This window comes from Streptomyces sp. NBC_01260, assembly GCF_036226405.1.
Classification (GTDB): domain Bacteria; phylum Actinomycetota; class Actinomycetes; order Streptomycetales; family Streptomycetaceae; genus Streptomyces; species Streptomyces laculatispora.
The window spans coordinates 1-14,957 of the sequence record NZ_CP108466.1 but is presented as its reverse complement, the minus strand read 5'-3'; the positions used below and the strand labels follow the sequence as shown (position 1 = coordinate 14,957).

At 69.1% G+C, this 14,957-nt stretch carries 15 protein-coding genes; 8 read left to right on the top strand and 7 right to left on the bottom strand.

The genetic code is table 11. The features are described from left to right. Positions 1–296: 296 nt before the first annotated feature. The 7 genes from OG322_RS41415 to OG322_RS41385 form a co-directional block, all read right to left on the bottom strand. Positions 297–743: a protein kilB gene (locus OG322_RS41415; protein WP_329307857.1), complete on the bottom strand. Its 447-nt coding sequence runs from the start codon at positions 741–743 to the stop codon at positions 297–299. Positions 744–788: 45 nt separating this feature from the next. Next, positions 789–1,388, bottom strand: coding sequence for a hypothetical protein (locus OG322_RS41410; RefSeq protein ID WP_329307856.1), 600 nt, complete (start codon positions 1,386–1,388; stop codon positions 789–791). 211 nt (positions 1,389–1,599) lie between these two features. After that, complete coding sequence (locus OG322_RS41405) at positions 1,600–1,992, bottom strand: hypothetical protein (protein ID WP_329307855.1); 393 nt, start codon at positions 1,990–1,992, stop codon at positions 1,600–1,602. After that, a complete protein-coding gene (locus OG322_RS41400; protein ID WP_329307854.1) occupies positions 1,989–2,768 on the bottom strand; it encodes a ParA family protein in 780 nt (259 codons plus the stop codon). The genes OG322_RS41405 and OG322_RS41400 overlap by 4 nt, the downstream gene beginning before the upstream one ends. A gap of 225 nt (positions 2,769–2,993) precedes the next feature. Further along, positions 2,994–3,590: a hypothetical protein gene (locus OG322_RS41395; RefSeq protein WP_329307853.1), complete on the bottom strand. Its 597-nt coding sequence runs from the start codon at positions 3,588–3,590 to the stop codon at positions 2,994–2,996. Positions 3,591–3,593: 3 nt separating this feature from the next. After that, positions 3,594–7,187, bottom strand: a complete 3,594-nt coding sequence (locus OG322_RS41390) for a hypothetical protein (protein WP_329307852.1) — start codon at positions 7,185–7,187, stop codon at positions 3,594–3,596. 268 nt (positions 7,188–7,455) lie between these two features. Continuing rightward, entirely contained in the window at positions 7,456–8,112 is a 657-nt protein-coding gene (locus OG322_RS41385; RefSeq protein ID WP_329307851.1) for a GntR family transcriptional regulator, read from the bottom strand. 210 nt (positions 8,113–8,322) lie between these two features. Between OG322_RS41385 and OG322_RS41380 the strand changes: the two genes are divergently transcribed. The 8 genes from OG322_RS41380 to OG322_RS41345 all read left to right on the top strand — a co-directional run bounded on the left by OG322_RS41380 (position 8,323) and on the right by OG322_RS41345 (position 14,528). Continuing rightward, the gene (locus tag OG322_RS41380) at positions 8,323–8,835 is read left to right on the top strand and encodes an RNA polymerase sigma factor (RefSeq protein WP_329307850.1); all 513 of its coding nucleotides are present in this window, start codon (positions 8,323–8,325) and stop codon (positions 8,833–8,835) included. Between the two features lie 94 nt (positions 8,836–8,929). Further along, positions 8,930–9,241 carry a hypothetical protein gene (locus OG322_RS41375; protein ID WP_329307849.1) on the top strand — a complete coding sequence of 104 codons (312 nt, stop codon included), beginning with the start codon at positions 8,930–8,932 and terminating at the stop codon, positions 9,239–9,241. Beyond that, positions 9,241–9,426 (top strand): pRL2-8, encoded by a 186-nt coding sequence (locus OG322_RS41370; protein WP_329307848.1) that lies wholly within the window; start codon positions 9,241–9,243, stop codon positions 9,424–9,426. Before OG322_RS41375 ends, OG322_RS41370 begins: the two co-directional genes overlap by 1 nt. Beyond that, positions 9,426–9,647 (top strand): hypothetical protein, encoded by a 222-nt coding sequence (locus tag OG322_RS41365; RefSeq protein WP_329307847.1) that lies wholly within the window; start codon positions 9,426–9,428, stop codon positions 9,645–9,647. Before OG322_RS41370 ends, OG322_RS41365 begins: the two co-directional genes overlap by 1 nt. An 82-nt stretch (positions 9,648–9,729) precedes the next feature. After that, positions 9,730–10,116 carry an RRQRL motif-containing zinc-binding protein gene (locus OG322_RS41360; RefSeq protein WP_329307846.1) on the top strand — a complete coding sequence of 129 codons (387 nt, stop codon included), beginning with the start codon at positions 9,730–9,732 and terminating at the stop codon, positions 10,114–10,116. Positions 10,117–10,127: 11 nt separating this feature from the next. Continuing rightward, positions 10,128–10,547 carry a hypothetical protein gene (locus OG322_RS41355; RefSeq protein WP_329307845.1) on the top strand — a complete coding sequence of 140 codons (420 nt, stop codon included), beginning with the start codon at positions 10,128–10,130 and terminating at the stop codon, positions 10,545–10,547. Between the two features lie 78 nt (positions 10,548–10,625). After that, positions 10,626–11,732 carry a conjugal transfer protein gene (locus tag OG322_RS41350; protein WP_329307844.1) on the top strand — a complete coding sequence of 369 codons (1,107 nt, stop codon included), beginning with the start codon at positions 10,626–10,628 and terminating at the stop codon, positions 11,730–11,732. Positions 11,733–11,999: 267 nt separating this feature from the next. Next, positions 12,000–14,528 carry a hypothetical protein gene (locus OG322_RS41345; RefSeq protein ID WP_329307843.1) on the top strand — a complete coding sequence of 843 codons (2,529 nt, stop codon included), beginning with the start codon at positions 12,000–12,002 and terminating at the stop codon, positions 14,526–14,528. Positions 14,529–14,957: the final 429 nt, after the last annotated feature.

Sequence of the window (14,957 nt, the reverse complement as noted above, 5' to 3'; positions counted from 1 at the left end):
CTACAGGGGTGATTTCATGTGTGGCATGTGTGGCATGTGTGGCAGGTTCGATGTTTTCGCAGGTCAGGGCTGGTTTCGCGTGTGTGGCACGTGTGTGGCAGGTTGGGGACCTGCCACACATTGATGTGTGGCAGGTGTGTGGCAGGGGGTGTCTGGCGCGTCCGGCGGGTCCGAGCTGGTTGCTCTGCGTGGTTTAAGGTGTCGGCCGGAGCCTGGAAATAGGAATTCCCCTCCCTGTCCGGGAGGGGAATTCGAGGGGGTTTATCAGGCGGGCGTCAATTCGGGGTGGCTTTGAGTTATGCGGCGAGCGCGGTTCCGGCGGCTTCGACGAGTGCGTCGGTCTTCTGGATGGCGTGGAGTCGGGCGGCGGCGAGGGGCGTTTGGCCGTCCGAGTCGCGGAGCGCGTAGGTGGCGCGGGCGGCTTCCTGCGCGGCCGGCGCGACGGCGGGCAGCAGGAGCTGCACCCGCAGGAGCGGTGCGGTGACCGCGGATCGGGTGCTGTGGCTCTCGGCGCGGGCGGCGGTCCAGTCCTGGCCGCGCAGTCGGAGGTCTTCCCTGATCCACATGGCGCGTCGGTGGTCGGCCAGTGCGGAGGCCAGCTCGGTGATGGCGGTGACGGCGTCGGCCCGGCGGGTGGCGGTCTCGGTGGCGGTGCGCTGGGCGCGCTGGCTGAGGTGCTGGAGGGTGCCGGTGAGTAAGGCGCCGGCCAGGGTGCCGAGTACGGCGACGACGGCGGTGAGCATGTGGGTCTCCTGGTCTGTGAGGGCTGTCGGTGGGTGCGGTGCGGGTCAGTCCTGGGTCGGCTGCGGGATGAGGCTGAGGGTGCCGTTGACGACCAGGCCCTTCTTCTTGAGCTGGGTCTCCACCGACTTCTTCGCGGCCTCGTCGGACGCGGCGGTGACGGTGCCGGTCATCGAGCCGCCCAGCGTCGGGTCTCCGAGGTCGGTGACGTCTTCCGCGCGCCAGATGTAGGTGGTCATCGGCAGGGGCTGGGTGCCGAGCTGGCGCACTCCGGCGTCGTAGGTGCTGCGGGCGGTGCTGCGGGCCTGCGGGTCGCCGGTGAGGTTGGAGGCGAGGGTGCCCCAGCTCATGCCGCTCTCGCGGCAGGCGACGGTGAGATGCCGGACGCGGCGGGTCAGGTCGTTGACGAGGTGGGCGGTGCTGCGGAGGAGTTCGGCGCGCTCGAACTCGTCCAGGGCGGCGATGTCGGAGTAGGTGTTGAGCCCGAGGGCGGTGAGGGCCTGCTCCAGGCGCCCGTTGTCGATGGCCTGGACGAGGTAGCCCTGCGGGTCGTCGGAGCGGGTCCAGTCGATGGTGGTGGACTCGGTGGTGCGGGTGATGGAGACGGCCACGGTGTTCCCCTCTCGGATGGTGTGCGTTTTCCGCACACCCATACTGTGCGCTTTCCGCACACCTTCTGTCAAGGGTGTTTGGTGAACTCGCGGCCTCGTGGCCTCATGACGTCACCAAGGGCCCGCTGCAACGTCCCTTGCTGCCCGTGCAGCGCGACCGTTTACGCACGTCAGGGCCGCAACGCGGGAAGCGTTGCAGCCCTGTTGCAGCGCCTGTTGCAGCGCCTGTTGCTACCTGCTCAGCGCCTCACCGCAGCCGCTTCAGCAGCGTCTTGCGGGTCGGCTCGTGCTCCATGCCCATCCGGATCAGCTCCCGGACGACCTCTGCCTTGTCCAGCGCCCGGCGTCCTGCGTCGTCGCGGAGCTCCAGGACGAACCGGTCGATCTGCGAGGACTCCTCGGGGTCGAACCGCACGGTGGTGGGGACCGCGTCGGCGGCGGCGGGCGGCGGGCGCCGGCCCCCGCGGCTTCGACCCGGCGGGGACTGGCGACGGCCGCGCGGCTGCTCCTGGTCGACGTCGCGCTGCTCCTGGTCGTCCGGCTCGGGCTTCTCGCCGCGCCGGAGGGTCTTCAGCTTCTTCACCTGGTCGCTGAAGTCGCTCATGTCCGGCGGCGGGGTTGCCGGTCGTGCTGCACTCATACGGCCAGGACCACCTTCGCCAGGTCGCGGAACCATCCGGACGCTTCACACTTCGGGTCGTACTCCAGGACGGGCACCTTGGCCCGCCACGCCTTGCGGACGTCGGTGCGCTTCTTGATCTCAGCGATGACGGGCGGGTCGCCCAGGCCGCGGAATGCTTCGAGCATGGAGGAGACGATCTCGCCGTCGCGCATGTCGAACCGGGTCGGGATCAGGCCCAGGATCTCGATCTCGGCGTCCATGATGTCGGCCAGGACGGCCACCTGCCGCAGCAGCAGCCGAAGCGCCCGGATGCTGGAGTCCTCGGCTTCGACGGGGACCAGGAGGCCGCCGCGCCGGCCGGACCGCTTCCGGGCGGCCATCAGCGCGCACTCGGTGCCGATCCCGAGGGAGGGCGGCGCGTCGATCACGCAGGCGTCGTAGTCGTCCTCGAAGTGCTCCAGGAGCTTGGCGAGCCGCATCTCACGGGCGCCGACCGCGTACAGCCCCTTGTCCAACATGAACATGTCCATGTTGGTGGGCAGGACGTGCAGCTTCTCGCGGTACTTCACGACCAGCTCGTGCGGGTCGCCCCGCCACTCCCCCAGGGTCCAGCCCTTCATCGTCCGGCCGTCCGGGCTCTCCTCGACCCCGAGGGCTTCGGTCATGTGGCCCTGGGGGTCCCAGTCGACCAGCAGCACGCGGCGGCCGTACTCGGCGAGCGCCGCACCCAGGTTGATGGTGTTGGCGGTCTTGCCGACACCACCCTTCTGGTTCGTCATGGCGTAGATGTCCATGGGCGGCAGCGTAGAGGCTCACTGGTGACGTCACGACCCCACGGGGCCGGGAACCCACGAAAGAGGCTGTCGTGCCCCCTGTCGCGCCTCCTGGAGGGGCAGGGGTTCCGGGGTATCGGCCCAGGTCATGGCAGACGACAGCACCCTCTGCGCGACAACCCGCACGACAGCAGGAAGGCCCGCACCAATCGACCGGTGCGGGCCTTCCTGCTGTCGCTGCTCTCCTCAGTAGTCGATGCTTCCCCAGGACGACTGCTTGGTGTCGAGGTACCGGGCGAAGCCCATGTCGTCCTTGTCGTACGCGGCGGCCAGGAGCTCGATGGCCTTGTGCTCGCGCCCCTTCTCGCAGTGCAGGATGAACGCCTTCGCGTCCTCCCCGCTGAGCGTCCCGGCGATGAGGCCGTGCCACACGCTGTCTGAGATCACCCAGGAGCCGTCCACGGAGGCGGTCACCGATGACGGGAAGACGCGTTCCTCTTTCTCCTCCTCGCCTTCCTCGCCCCCGGCTCCCTCGCTGTCGCCACCTTCCTCGCTGCCCCCGGACGGACCCTGGGACGGCGGTGCGGGAGGAGCCGGAGGAGCGGGCGGCGGCGTCGGCGGTGCAGCTGCTTCGGGCGGAGTCGCTTCTGCCGGCGCTTCCTTCTTCCGGCCGCGCCCGAAGAGACGCCCGAGCAGACCCGGCTTCTTCTCCCCGGCCGGGGCGGGCGCGGGTGCCTCGGGTGCCGCCGGGGGCGGGGTCGGTTCCGGCGTGGGCGCCGGGGCCTGGCCCTCCTCGCCGTCCTTGCTTCCGCCCCCGCGGCCGAACTTCCACCACTTACCCATGGATCAGCCCTCCTGCGTCTTCTGCGCGGCCAGGTACTCGCGCATCACGGTGTGCGCGTTGTCGTGCTCCCGGTCGATCCCGGACTCCCGCAGCCGCTCGATGACGTCGGCCAGCGGGATGACGCCCTCCGAACTCCAGGTGCCCGACGACGTCCCGAGGACCATCGCCTCCGGCTTGGCCTGCTCGGGGTCGGCGTGCTCGCTGGTGTACGTCACTGCATCGACGTACAGGGACAGCGGATAGCGGCCCTCGGCCGCGTACTTCATGAGCGCGCGGAAGGTGTTCGCGTTGGCCAGCGCCATGATGCTCTTGGCCCAGTCGGGCCTCCAGTAGATGTCCCGGGCGTACACGTCGCCGGTCTCGTTGTCGGTCTTCGGGTCGTTGCGCCCGAGGTAGCCGCGGAACGACTGGTAGAGCCGACCGTGGACGCCCTTGACCCAGCGGGCCCCGGGGCGGCCCTCCTCCTGGCACTTGAGGATGAACCGGCGCATCCCCAGCAGCTTGTTGTACATGCCGCCCAGGGCCCGCTTCGAGTCGTGCCAGACGTACGCCTCCAGGATCTCCATCCCGTCTGCCCACTCGGGGAAGTACTCGATCAGCAGGTCCATGTCCGGGTTGAACAGCCAGTACCCGCCTGCGGAAGCCTTCGAGAAGACCAGCGTCGGCAGACCCTCGAACCGCGGCCCGGTGACCGGCGGGACCGAGGCGACCCGCCACATGCCGGCCTTCAACGCCTCGTACTCGCAGCCGCCCTGGTGGTGGGTCGGGTCACCGATCCCGAGGATGGCGCTGTTGAACGCCGGGAGCCATGCCGCGACCCGGTCGAACTTGTGCAGGTAGGTGTCGGTCTCTTCCGCCAGGTCGGGGTTGCGGGCCCACTGAGGGGAGACCATCGTCCGCGCGCCCATCGGTTCGGCCAGCGGGCCGGACCAGCGCTGGAACTTCTTCCCGGCCTCCTCGCCGTGGTCGTCGCGCTTGGCCATCGCCCGGACCATCGGGGAGACGACGTCGTCGCGGTCCAGGCCGCCCGCGAAGTCCTCGGCGGTCTTGTTCGGGCTGAGGTAGTAGGGGATCACCTTCGGGTCCTTGCGCGGCCCGTGCTCGGTGGACAGCAGGTAGACCATCAGCGCGTCCAGCAGGACGGCCGGGCTCTCCGCTCCGCCGAAGCCACCCCGGCCGGGAAGCCCGAGCTTGTCGAACCGCCCCTCGTACGCGGGGATGCCCAGGCTCAGGCGCTTGCCCTCGGGGGTCGTCAGGGTCATCCAGCAGGAGACGCCGGACGCGGGCTGCATCTTGGCGATGGCGGGGCCGGGCTCGCCCCACTCGCACGCGGCCGGGGCCTGCGGTCCGCCGACCTTGCGCGGGTCGAAGGCGGGCAGGTCGAGGACGGGCAGCAGGTCGCCGTGCAGGTAGAGGGTCTTGAGCCCGTACGCCTTCATCAGCTCGGGCACGTCATCGACCGAGGCCGGCCGCCGCACACTGGCGATCGGCCTGCGGTTGGGCAGGTACAGCCCGTCCGTACCGAGCACGCCGATCCGCAGCGCCTCCTTGGTCCGGTGGTTCTTCGCCCGCGCGACCAGGCTCGCCCATGCCGGGTCGCTCTCCTCGATGACCGGCTCGGGGTAGGCGACGAACGGGGCCGCCACGGGCCTCGGCGGCACCCTCACGATCTCCGTGGTGGCGTCATGAGCCCGCGAGTCCGTGGCGTCGTCACTCGCGGCGTCCGAGGTCTTGCCGGTGCCGATCTCCTGGGCCCGCTCCAGCGCGGCCCGCTCAGCCTTCGCGATAGGCGAGTCGTCCGCCGGGGACGGCGCGACGTCGTGCACGACCTTCTCCTCGGCGGGATCCCAGGCGTCCCGGCCCGCGTCGACGTCGAAGATGTAGACCATGTCCTGCACCCGCTCGCGCAGCTTGACCGACGGCGGCTTGGACTTGAACCCGCGCGCCTGAGTGACACGCAGGATGCCCCGCCGCTTCAGCTCGCCCAGACCCGGGGCCAGGACGACGCCGCCCTCCAGCCCCATGCGCTTGAGCGCCTCGCCGTACACGTGCAGCTCGCTCGCGTCGGTCTTGGAGTTCTTGTGCCAGTAGCCCAGCACCTCCCGCGGCTTGAACTCCGCGTCGTTGAACTCTCCGGTCAGCATGGTGGAGGTGACCCACATCGCCGGGTGCATGGCGATCGCGCCGGCCACCAGCTCCCACACGCTCTGACCCGGGCTCACGTTGTTCACCGCCGCCGTGTCGGTCACGCGCGGGAGCTCCTGGCGCGCGTCCTCGAACGCGACCTCACCCATCATCGGCAGGCCCAGGACCTCCCCGAGCATGTACCCGCCCACGACCCACTGGGCCATCGTCCGGGCCAGCGTGAAGGGGATGCCGCTGTCTGCGGTGCTCAGGCGCTTGGTCACCTGGTCGTGCAGCTCGCGCCACTCCTGGATGCGCTCGGCGGAGAACATCGCGGCCCGCTCCGCCCAGACCAGCGGCCACCCGTGGTACTGCTCGGACAGGGCGACCGCCTCGTCGGACGCGTCGGCTGACTTGAAGAACGGTTCGTGCAGCTCGATGACGCGGGAGGCGAACGACTCGGGCTGACCGGGGACCAGCAGCGATTCGTTCGCGGAGACGCACAGCATGGAGCGGAAGGTGCCGATGCTGGAGCGCATGCCCCCGGACTGGTCGAGACGGTCACGCCGGGCGCCGCCCAGCACGCGGCTGACCATCGCCTGAATCTCCTTCAGGCCCCAGCCGCCCGAGGACAGCTCCTCGCGGGTCATCGGCAGGTACCGGGCCTGGATGAGGTACTCAGGCAGCGCATGGGCGGTCGTGTTCAGCGCGCCGAAAATCTTGTAGGTCTCGCCCGGATCGCCCATCGCCCCGGCCTGGACCTTCTGAAGGGTCGACTTCCCCTTCTGGCCCGAGCCGTACAGCACCAGCACGTGAGTGTGGATGGAGCGGAGCGAGGACGTGAGAGGGGCGCCGAAGAACGCCGCCAGGCCCAGGGTCGTGCGCGGTGCGGCCATGGCCAGCTCCCCGATACGACGCCAGGCGACCAGCGCCGCATCCTCGTCCGGGTCGCCCGTGCGCATGTAGCCGAGATCCTGGGAGTCCGCGCCGGGCAGGACCAGGCCCCCGTCCTTGTTCTTCACGGGGATCGACGGCATTTCCGGTGCCTCGCGCACGTCCATCGACATGACCTTGGCGTACGCCTGGCACTCGTCGCGTGAAACGGGCCGGTCCCAGCCGACGACGTCGGCCCAGGTGCCGTCCAGGATCTGGTGAGCCTGGACGATCCGTGCGCCCTCTTCGGTCTCGATCAGGTAGGCGATCTTCGTATGGCGTCGGTCGGCGTCCCGGTAGCTGATCTTCCCGAGGATCTTCGGCACGAGTCCGATCGGGAGCGCGGGCGCGTTCTGCCCGGAGCGGTGAAGGATCATCCGATCGGCAGTGCGGAACAGCCACCCGACCTTCATGCCGGGGATCGGCTGCGTCTGCGGGAGGACTCCACCCCGGGCGAGAGTCGAAACCGTCCCGCCCGTGTCCTGCTCGGGGATCTCCGCAGACTCCTTCGTCTGCGAGCTCTGGTCCTGGTGGTTCACGTGAGCCTTCCTGGCCCACTGGTCGAGTGATCGCTGGAAGGGGGGAGGAGAAATCTCCCCCACCCTGCCTTACACTCGGCAGCAGACCTATGACGGTCGCCGCTAGCCCTTCTCCGGGACTTCGACTCTGCTTGAGGCTTCGAACCCTCATTTAGAGCCCGGTTTGGGGCTTGCGGCTTTTTTGCGTTTAGGGATCTTGTTCGTGCGTTCTGTGCAGCTTACGACGTGTAGCGGACACCCCTACGCGCGGTAGGGACACGAGTTTCCGTCAGGCGATGGCGAGCGGGTGGCCGGGGGCATAGACGCCCTCGCCCACGCCGATGACCTTGTCTCCGGTGACGTACACGCTCCGCATGACCAGAACGGCGAAATCGGCGTCAAGTCCAAGGGCCTCGCGATCCGCAGCGCTGGTGATCCGGGCGTCTACGGTCTTGGAAGCGACGCCCACAGGGTTGCCGGAGCGCTGCTCGTAGATGGCCTGCCACGTCGGGTCGCATGCCTGGGGCTCGTCCACCTCCGGGACGACCTCAGCGACATCCAGGTGAACCCAGGACTGGGACGCCTGAAGGATGAAGTCCCCGCGGTTCACGGTGCGGACTCGGTTGACGCATTCGCCTTCCCCGAGGTCGGCGGCCACCCAGTCAGGAGCTTCCACGCGGGCGCTCAGCTTGTGGTGGATGCTCTCGCCGGGTGACGTGATGCCCTTGATCCGGTTCGCCCCGGCAATCAGTCGGCGGCGGTCGGAGACGAACACGCCCTTGCCCTGCTGGGAGTGGACGTAGCCCTCAGCCTTCAGCAGGGCGATGCCTCGGTAGACCGCGTTGTCGCTCAGGTCGAACTGCTTCATCAGGGCGGCTGTCGGCGGCAGCTTGTTGCCGGCCTCCAGTGTCCCCAGGTCGATCCGGGCCTTCAGATATGCAGCCATGCCAGCCACGGTCCCTGCCATTACGCCTCCTCGGTACTTCCTATCGGATGTTGCTTGACGGTACCCGCATCATGCCCTAACTTCCTACAGGAAGCCACTTCCTACAGGAAGTTTCTTGGTCACACAGAACGGCCCCGGTTCGTAGGTGAGATGCCGAACCGGGGCCTGAGACCAAACCCGTCTGACGTGCACAGAAGGGAGCGATCCTCCATGGATCGTATCGAGACCCAGCCGCTCACCGCGGCTTCTGCGGACCGCCTTGACCGGCTGTTCCGCCTCTACTCCTCCAGGGTCCTGGCCTACGCCGCGACCCGCGCCAAGCGCCCCGCCGACGCCGACGACATCGCCGGTCTCGCCTGGGTGAAGGCCGCGACGACCGTGAACCGGCTCAAGGGCTCGGACGAGGCCGCGCTGCCGTGGCTCATGTGCATCACCTTCCGCGCCGCCGCCACGTACTACGCCCCGAAGCGGGCGAGTGAGCAGCCCCAGGACTGGACGGACGCCGTCGCGTCCTGGGACCTCCCGACTGCCGCGCCGGCCGACGCGGACGCGCTGGCCTTCGCTGTGCTGACCCCTCGCCAGGCCGCCGTCTGGAAGCTCAAGTCCCAGGGTCTGTCGGACCGCCGGATCGCGCTGCGGCTCGGCCGGTCGGAGAAGGCGATCTGGAAGCGCAAGCACGCGGGTGCCCGCCGTCTCCGCTCCTCGTTCGGGGCGGTGGCGTGATGACCGACGCCGAGCGCGCCGAGATGGAGCGCCAGCTCCGGGAGCGCAACAACAACTCGTCCAACGACACGTCCGGAAAGAACGGGAGCTGACCATGGCGAACACTCGGAAGCTCGACCGCGAGATCGCGGCTGCCAAGCACAGGCTGGACCGCGTCCGCTCCCTGGAGTCCAGCGCCCTGCCCGTGGGCGACCAGGCCAAGCTCGCCGGACTGATGGGCGTGGCGCTGGCCAAGGCGACCCGGCTCAAGTCGTCGCCCATGGCGGAGCGCAGCGCCGAACGGATCTGGAACAACGCGGCTGAGCGCCTGGCCGCCGACGTCCGGGTCCTGGAGAGCGAGCGGCAGCAGGTCATCGACCAGGAGGCCGCCGCGCGCCGCGAGAAGAAGAAGTCGGGGTGGTTCTGATGGCCAGCCAGAAGGCGCTGAACCCCCCGGCGGGCGAGTGCACGCAGTGCTGGCTGCACGCGTACGACAGCCGGACCCAGCACGCGCACCTGGCCCCGCGTGAGGACTGCCCGGCCTGCGTCTCCCACATGGGTGGCAAGTGCCCGCCGTCGATGATCGTGCCTGGGAAGCGTCGGTGGTTCTGATGCGGACCCTGATCGCGCTGCTCGCCGCGCACGTCGCTTCCCGGGCCCCGCAGCTCGGCGCGCTCCTGGTCGTCGCTGGCCTGGTGGGCCTGCTGCCCCGGGGCGGGATGCCGCTCGCCTCGGGCCTGCTGGTCCTGGCCATCGCGTTCCTCGGGGCGCTCGCCGTGAGCCTGGCCTACACCTTGCCCGTCCTGGTCGCCGTGACCAGATCTCGCCGCTGAACCCCGCCCGTGGTGGCGTCGTGGACTCACGACACCACGACGCCACCACAGACCGACCACCAGCAGAGAAGGAGGTGACCACATGAGGTTCTTCGATCCGGAGGGCAAGGAGTTCGGGATCCCGACGTTCCCGCGCAAGCTCGCCCCCGAGGGCCTGGCCACCCGTCGTCAGCTCCGGTCCAAGGGTCTGCGGCCCAACGGCCAGCCGGTCATCGCTCAGATCCTCTGGCTCGGCCGGCGCGACCCGCTCACTCGGGTCCGCCCCGTGCGGGCCGCCTACCTCTACCGCCTCGACCTGGCAGCCCCCGTCAGGCCGATGACCCCGGGCCGGGCCCGCGCGGTCGCCGCCATGATGCGGGCCCGCCGGACCTGTCCGCTCTGTGCGGTCACCTTCCCCTACGTCATCCCGACGTCCCTGGGCTGCTGCCCGGGTTGCGCCGACTACCCGACGACCGCGCTCGCGGCCTGAGAGGACCCGACATGAACCCCGAGCTTCCCCAGCAGCGGCAGTACCTTCCGCAGCCGTTCCCCACGCAGGCCGCCCCGGTCGCGCACCACCGTCCGCCGGCCGTCGAGTACCGCGACGGAGTGCCGTACCACTACACGATCGGCCAGCCCCAGCCCATCGTCGTCCAGCTCCCCGAGCAGTCGTCCATGAGCCCCGCCCAGCGCGAGCTGGTCGTCAACGTCGTCCTCCTCCTGGTCGTCGCCGTCGTGCTGTGCGGCTGCGTCGCGGGCCTGGTCGTCATCTGCGGCGGCACCCTCATGGGCCTCATCGGCGTGGTCGGCGCGAACGCCGTCCCCATCGGCATCACCGCCGTGGGCGCCGTCGTCGCCGCCGGGTGGATGGTCTCCAAGCTCAAGGGCCTCACCCAGGCAGCAACCGAAGCGAAGAAGTAACCCCCACCAGCGTCAGCCCTCCCCTGGTGACGCCACGAGGCCGCGAGCCCATGGCGTCACCAACCGGAAAGGAACCCCGTGAAGAAGTCGAAGAACACCCAGGAAACGGCCGTCGTGACCGAGGACGGAACCGAGTCGAACGCCCCGCGGCTGCGGAAGCTCACCCGGATGCAGAGGGGCGTCCTGATCACCGCCATCGTCCCGATGATCGCGGTCGGCGCGGCCGGTGGCGTCGGCACCTACACCAACATCAGCGGCAAGTACGGCAGCGGAACCGCCGTCGGCGCGCTCGCGGCCGGTGAGGGCGCGACCGCCGTCCTGGCCCTGGTCCTCCTCGTCACCACCCTCCTCGGGCAGTCGGCGCCGCTCCTGGTCCGCGCCGGACTCTGGGCCCTGCCGGCCGCCGCCGCCGCGATGGGCGCGACCGCCGCGACCGGCATCGGCCAGGCACTCGTCTACGGCCTCACCCCGATGGCGATCACGGCCAGCGCGGAAGGCATCGCGTTCCTGTCCCGCCGCGTCGTCATCCACCAGGAGGGCCGCGACGTCGAAGCCGAAGCCCGGTCCGCCGCCATCGTCCGGGACCTGGCCTACCACCAGGCCCGCGCCGCGTCCCACCCGGACAAGAAGGTCCGCGCCCGGTCGGTGAAGAAGTCCTGGAAGCTCGCCCGGCATGTCGGCACCGGTGACGTCCGCCTCGGCGCCGACCTGATGGACATCCAGCGCGAGCGGATCGGCGCGGGCGCGAACGCCGCCCTGTCCCAGATGTTCGGCGGTACGTCCGACCTCCCGGCCCTGACGTCCGCCACCACCCGCCCCGCTCTCCCCGCCGCATCCGCTGACGACGTCATGGACTCACGAGCCCAGGAGTCCACCATCCCGGCGGATGGGAACGGACGTCCGACCGACACGGGCTCTGACCAGGCCGAAGAGGGCCAGAACATCCGCCCCGACCTCCAGGTCGTCCGCACCGAGCCGAAGAAGAAGCGGTCCATGCGCGCCGACGTCTTCGGGATGGTCGCGGACGGGGTCCAGGACGTCCGCACGGTGCTCGACGCCATCGCCACCCGCCACAACCGCGACGTCGACGACCCCGCCACGAAGTCCACGGTCACCAAGTACTTCCGCGAGGCCAAGGCGGACGCCCAGCAGACCGAGTCCGCTCCGGTCGGCCAGTACCTCTGACCCGAAAAAAGTCCCGCCGCGCTGTCACACAGCGGCCAAAAAAAACACCTGTCCCAAGAGAGAAGTACCGGCCGCGATGTCACACGGCCACGGCTCGACCTACCTCTACGGGCACTACGCGGACTCCGTCCACAGGACGGAGGCCGCACGGTGTCAGACCCACTCGCAAAGATCAGGATTCGGCACCGCCCGGCAGGTTCTCCTGCCAGAGATTCACCACCTGCCGGGCGGCCGGATCCCTCCAGCACGAACACCGAGGGGAATCCCGTGCACAGCATGACCGCCGCGCTCGCGGCCCACACCAGCTCACCACCCGACCCGGCCACCGAAAACGGCGGCTGGGTCGCCGACGCGTTCGCCGCCGCCTGGAACTGGGGCGCGGCCACCCTGCCCGGCGGGAACACCACGATGTTCGGGATCCTCCTGGTCCTGGGCATCGCGGCCGACCAGACGAGCAAGAAGAAGGGCGGCGGCACCGTCCGGCCGTCCGGGAAAGGCTTCCTGCACGGCCTCGTCAGCCTCTTCAAGGGCCTCTGGGGCGGCCTGGTGGCCCTCTTCAAGGCCGTCTGGGCCATCGCCCGGTTCTACGGCGGCCGGGAGCTCCGGGGCGAACCCCGCAGCAACGCGACCTTCTTCCGCGCCGGCACTCGCCGCACCGACCCGCTCGACGCCCCGGCCGTCCAGCTCGGGTCCATCGCCTTCGCCCCGCCCCGCGTGAGCCTGGTCAAGACCCCGCGCCGCCAGCCCAGCCCCTGGGCCCGCAACGCCGCGACCTGGCTCCGCACCTACACCGGACGCGGCGCCGCGTTCCTGGACTGGGCCGTCCGTGCGGTCCGCTGGGCCGTCAAGATGGCCCGCAAGGTCCACGGGTGGTACCAGGCCACCGCAGGCGTCGTACGGGCCGTGTACGGCGTCGTCGCACCCGTCGTGCGCACCCTCGCCCACGCCCTGCGGGCCTGGCACTGCTGGCCCTACGCCGCCCGCGGCCTGACCCGCCTCGGCCTCACGGTCGCCCTGCTGGGACTCACCGTCCCGGCCTGGCGCACCTGGACGATCGTCGCCCTGGTCGTCGCCGCCGCCGGCCTTTCGGTCCTCGCCCACCGCCACCAGCCCAAGAAGCCCGGCGACGACGCCGTCTACGGCCCGAAGGTCTGGACGATCCTGCGCGACGACCTGGGCCTCCCCGACGACGAGCCGCGCGAGAGCTGGCTCCAGCTCCCCGAGCACCTGGCCGACCCGGGCGCCCGCATCGTCCTGCGCCTGCCCTGGACGTTCCGCGGCTCGGACATCGAGAAGGACACCGTCTCCAAGCTCATCAACTCCCGACTGCCGGGGGAGTGGGCCGGGCGGTTCAGCTTCCAGGGCGAGCACGCCACCGCCGTCTACACCCACAAGCCGCCGCCCAAGCCGCCGGCCCCGAAGCCCACGCCGCCCAAGGCCGTCGATATCAACGAGCCGCGCGTCCAGGAGGCGCTGGCCAACCTCGCGCCGGACGAATTCCTCCTCGGCGCGGACGAGAACAACGAACTGGTCGTCCGGAAGATGGCGGGCGAAGTTTCCCACTGGGCCTTCTCGGTCGGCTCCGGCGGCGGCAAGTCCACGACACTCCAGTGGCTCGCCGTCCAGATGGTCATGAAGCGCGGAATCATCCTCGGCATTGACCCGAAGCTCATCAGCCTCGCACCGCTCGTAAATGTCCCCGGCGTCTACCTCTACAAGGACCCGGAAAACGGCCTGGATATGCGCCGCGCGCTTACCTGGGGCGCCGACGTCGTCATGGCCCGTTTCTACGAAATCGAGCAGGGAACCGCGACCGAGTTTGACCCGCTTTACATCTTCCTGGAGGAGACCAACGAACTCGCCGGAATCCTCCGGAACGTGTGGAACAAGATTCGCACCAAGACCGGTGAGGATAAGGACCCGGCCGCCGACCCGATTTGGGAAGAGGCCGTAGCCCGCATTCTCCGCTTCGGCCGCGCGGCCAACGTCCACCTGCTGGCCGTATTCCAGGACTTCAAGGACAACGAATTCAGCGGCCAGTCACTCCGCCCGCTTTTCCAGTTCAAGGTGCTCGGTAGTTACGACCCCCACCAGTGGGAGCGCATTACCGGACTCCCGAAAAGCATCATGCCGCCCAGCGTGAAAAAGGCGGGCCGCATGGTCACCGTCACTGACGGAATTCCCTTCTCCTACCAGACCCCGTATCTCTTCGTTCCCGACGAGAACGAGGAAAGCGGAAAGCGCGCCGCCAGCGAAGAGGAAGCCAAGGACCTCTACAACCAGTACTACCTCGACCTCCGCGAGCGCTTCGGCTGGAGCGACCGCGGCCTCTACAGCGAGCCGCCGGCCAACAGCCCCCGGGGCATCCCGAAGCTCCTCCGGGGCCGCGTGGAGGCCACATCACGTGACGGAGCCCTCAACGGCCCCCAGGGGGTCCTGGAGGGGGGTCTCAGCGACGAAACCGCAGGTCGCCCGTCACACGACGGGGCCGATGTGACGCTCTCAGAGGCCGATGTGACGCCCTCGCGTGACAGGCTGCGCCTGGTCCCCGCCCAGGGCGCCCACGGCGCTCAGGAGGCCGCTCAGCCCGACCCGACCGCACCGCCGGAGCTGCTGAGCCTGGCCGAGATCTCGCGCCGCCTGGGCCCCGGCCAGGGCGTGCCGAAGTACGACACCCTGCGGGCCAACAAGACCCGCCGTGAGGACTTCCCGAAGCCCACCATCATCAAGGGAAAGGAACTGTTCACCGAATCGCAGATCCTCGCCTACTACGCAGCACAGGAAAAGAACGCGTAGGCAGGAGTACCGGCACGCGCGTCCGGTACTCCTGACCAGCTAAAACGCAGGAATGGCCCCCTCTCCGGAGGGGGCTTTTCCATGCCTGGGACCGTCGGGGGTGTCATGGAAAACTGCCAACAGTACATAGGGATTCGCGGGTTGATGCACTCGAAAGGGGATGCTATAAACTCTCAAAAATGCGAAGAAAGGGAATCTAGGAAGGCTCGATAAGGGTCGTCTCAGGGGTAGAGAATGGGCAACTAAAGGGGGTCTCGAAATGCCGAAATCGAGGTAAGGAAGGATTTCTAGAATTCATCAGATTTGGCAAATCTTCGAATTGAATTCACCGATGCGCGAAGCGCGAGGAATTGGGCTAAGGAATAGGGAAAGGGCGGCGATAAGCCACCCGAAAGGCGCGAAGCGTCTTTCCTGGAATTCCGCTTGCGG

Excerpts from the sequence above, each read along its gene's own strand:
- OG322_RS41415 (WP_329307857.1), bottom strand. The coding sequence starts at position 743 with ATGCTCACCGCCGTCGTCGCCGTACTCGGCACCCTGGCCGGCGCCTTA.
- OG322_RS41405 (WP_329307855.1), bottom strand. The coding sequence starts at position 1,992 with ATGAGTGCAGCACGACCGGCAACCCCGCCGCCGGACATGAGCGACTTC.
- OG322_RS41400 (WP_329307854.1), bottom strand. The coding sequence starts at position 2,768 with ATGGACATCTACGCCATGACGAACCAGAAGGGTGGTGTCGGCAAGACC.
- OG322_RS41395 (WP_329307853.1), bottom strand. The coding sequence starts at position 3,590 with ATGGGTAAGTGGTGGAAGTTCGGCCGCGGGGGCGGAAGCAAGGACGGC.
- OG322_RS41385 (WP_329307851.1), bottom strand. The coding sequence starts at position 8,112 with ATGGCTGCATATCTGAAGGCCCGGATCGACCTGGGGACACTGGAGGCC.
- OG322_RS41380 (WP_329307850.1), top strand. The coding sequence starts at position 8,323 with ATGGATCGTATCGAGACCCAGCCGCTCACCGCGGCTTCTGCGGACCGC.
- OG322_RS41375 (WP_329307849.1), top strand. The coding sequence starts at position 8,930 with ATGGCGAACACTCGGAAGCTCGACCGCGAGATCGCGGCTGCCAAGCAC.
- OG322_RS41370 (WP_329307848.1), top strand. The coding sequence starts at position 9,241 with ATGGCCAGCCAGAAGGCGCTGAACCCCCCGGCGGGCGAGTGCACGCAG.
- OG322_RS41365 (WP_329307847.1), top strand. The coding sequence starts at position 9,426 with ATGCGGACCCTGATCGCGCTGCTCGCCGCGCACGTCGCTTCCCGGGCC.
- OG322_RS41360 (WP_329307846.1), top strand. The coding sequence starts at position 9,730 with ATGAGGTTCTTCGATCCGGAGGGCAAGGAGTTCGGGATCCCGACGTTC.
- OG322_RS41355 (WP_329307845.1), top strand. The coding sequence starts at position 10,128 with ATGAACCCCGAGCTTCCCCAGCAGCGGCAGTACCTTCCGCAGCCGTTC.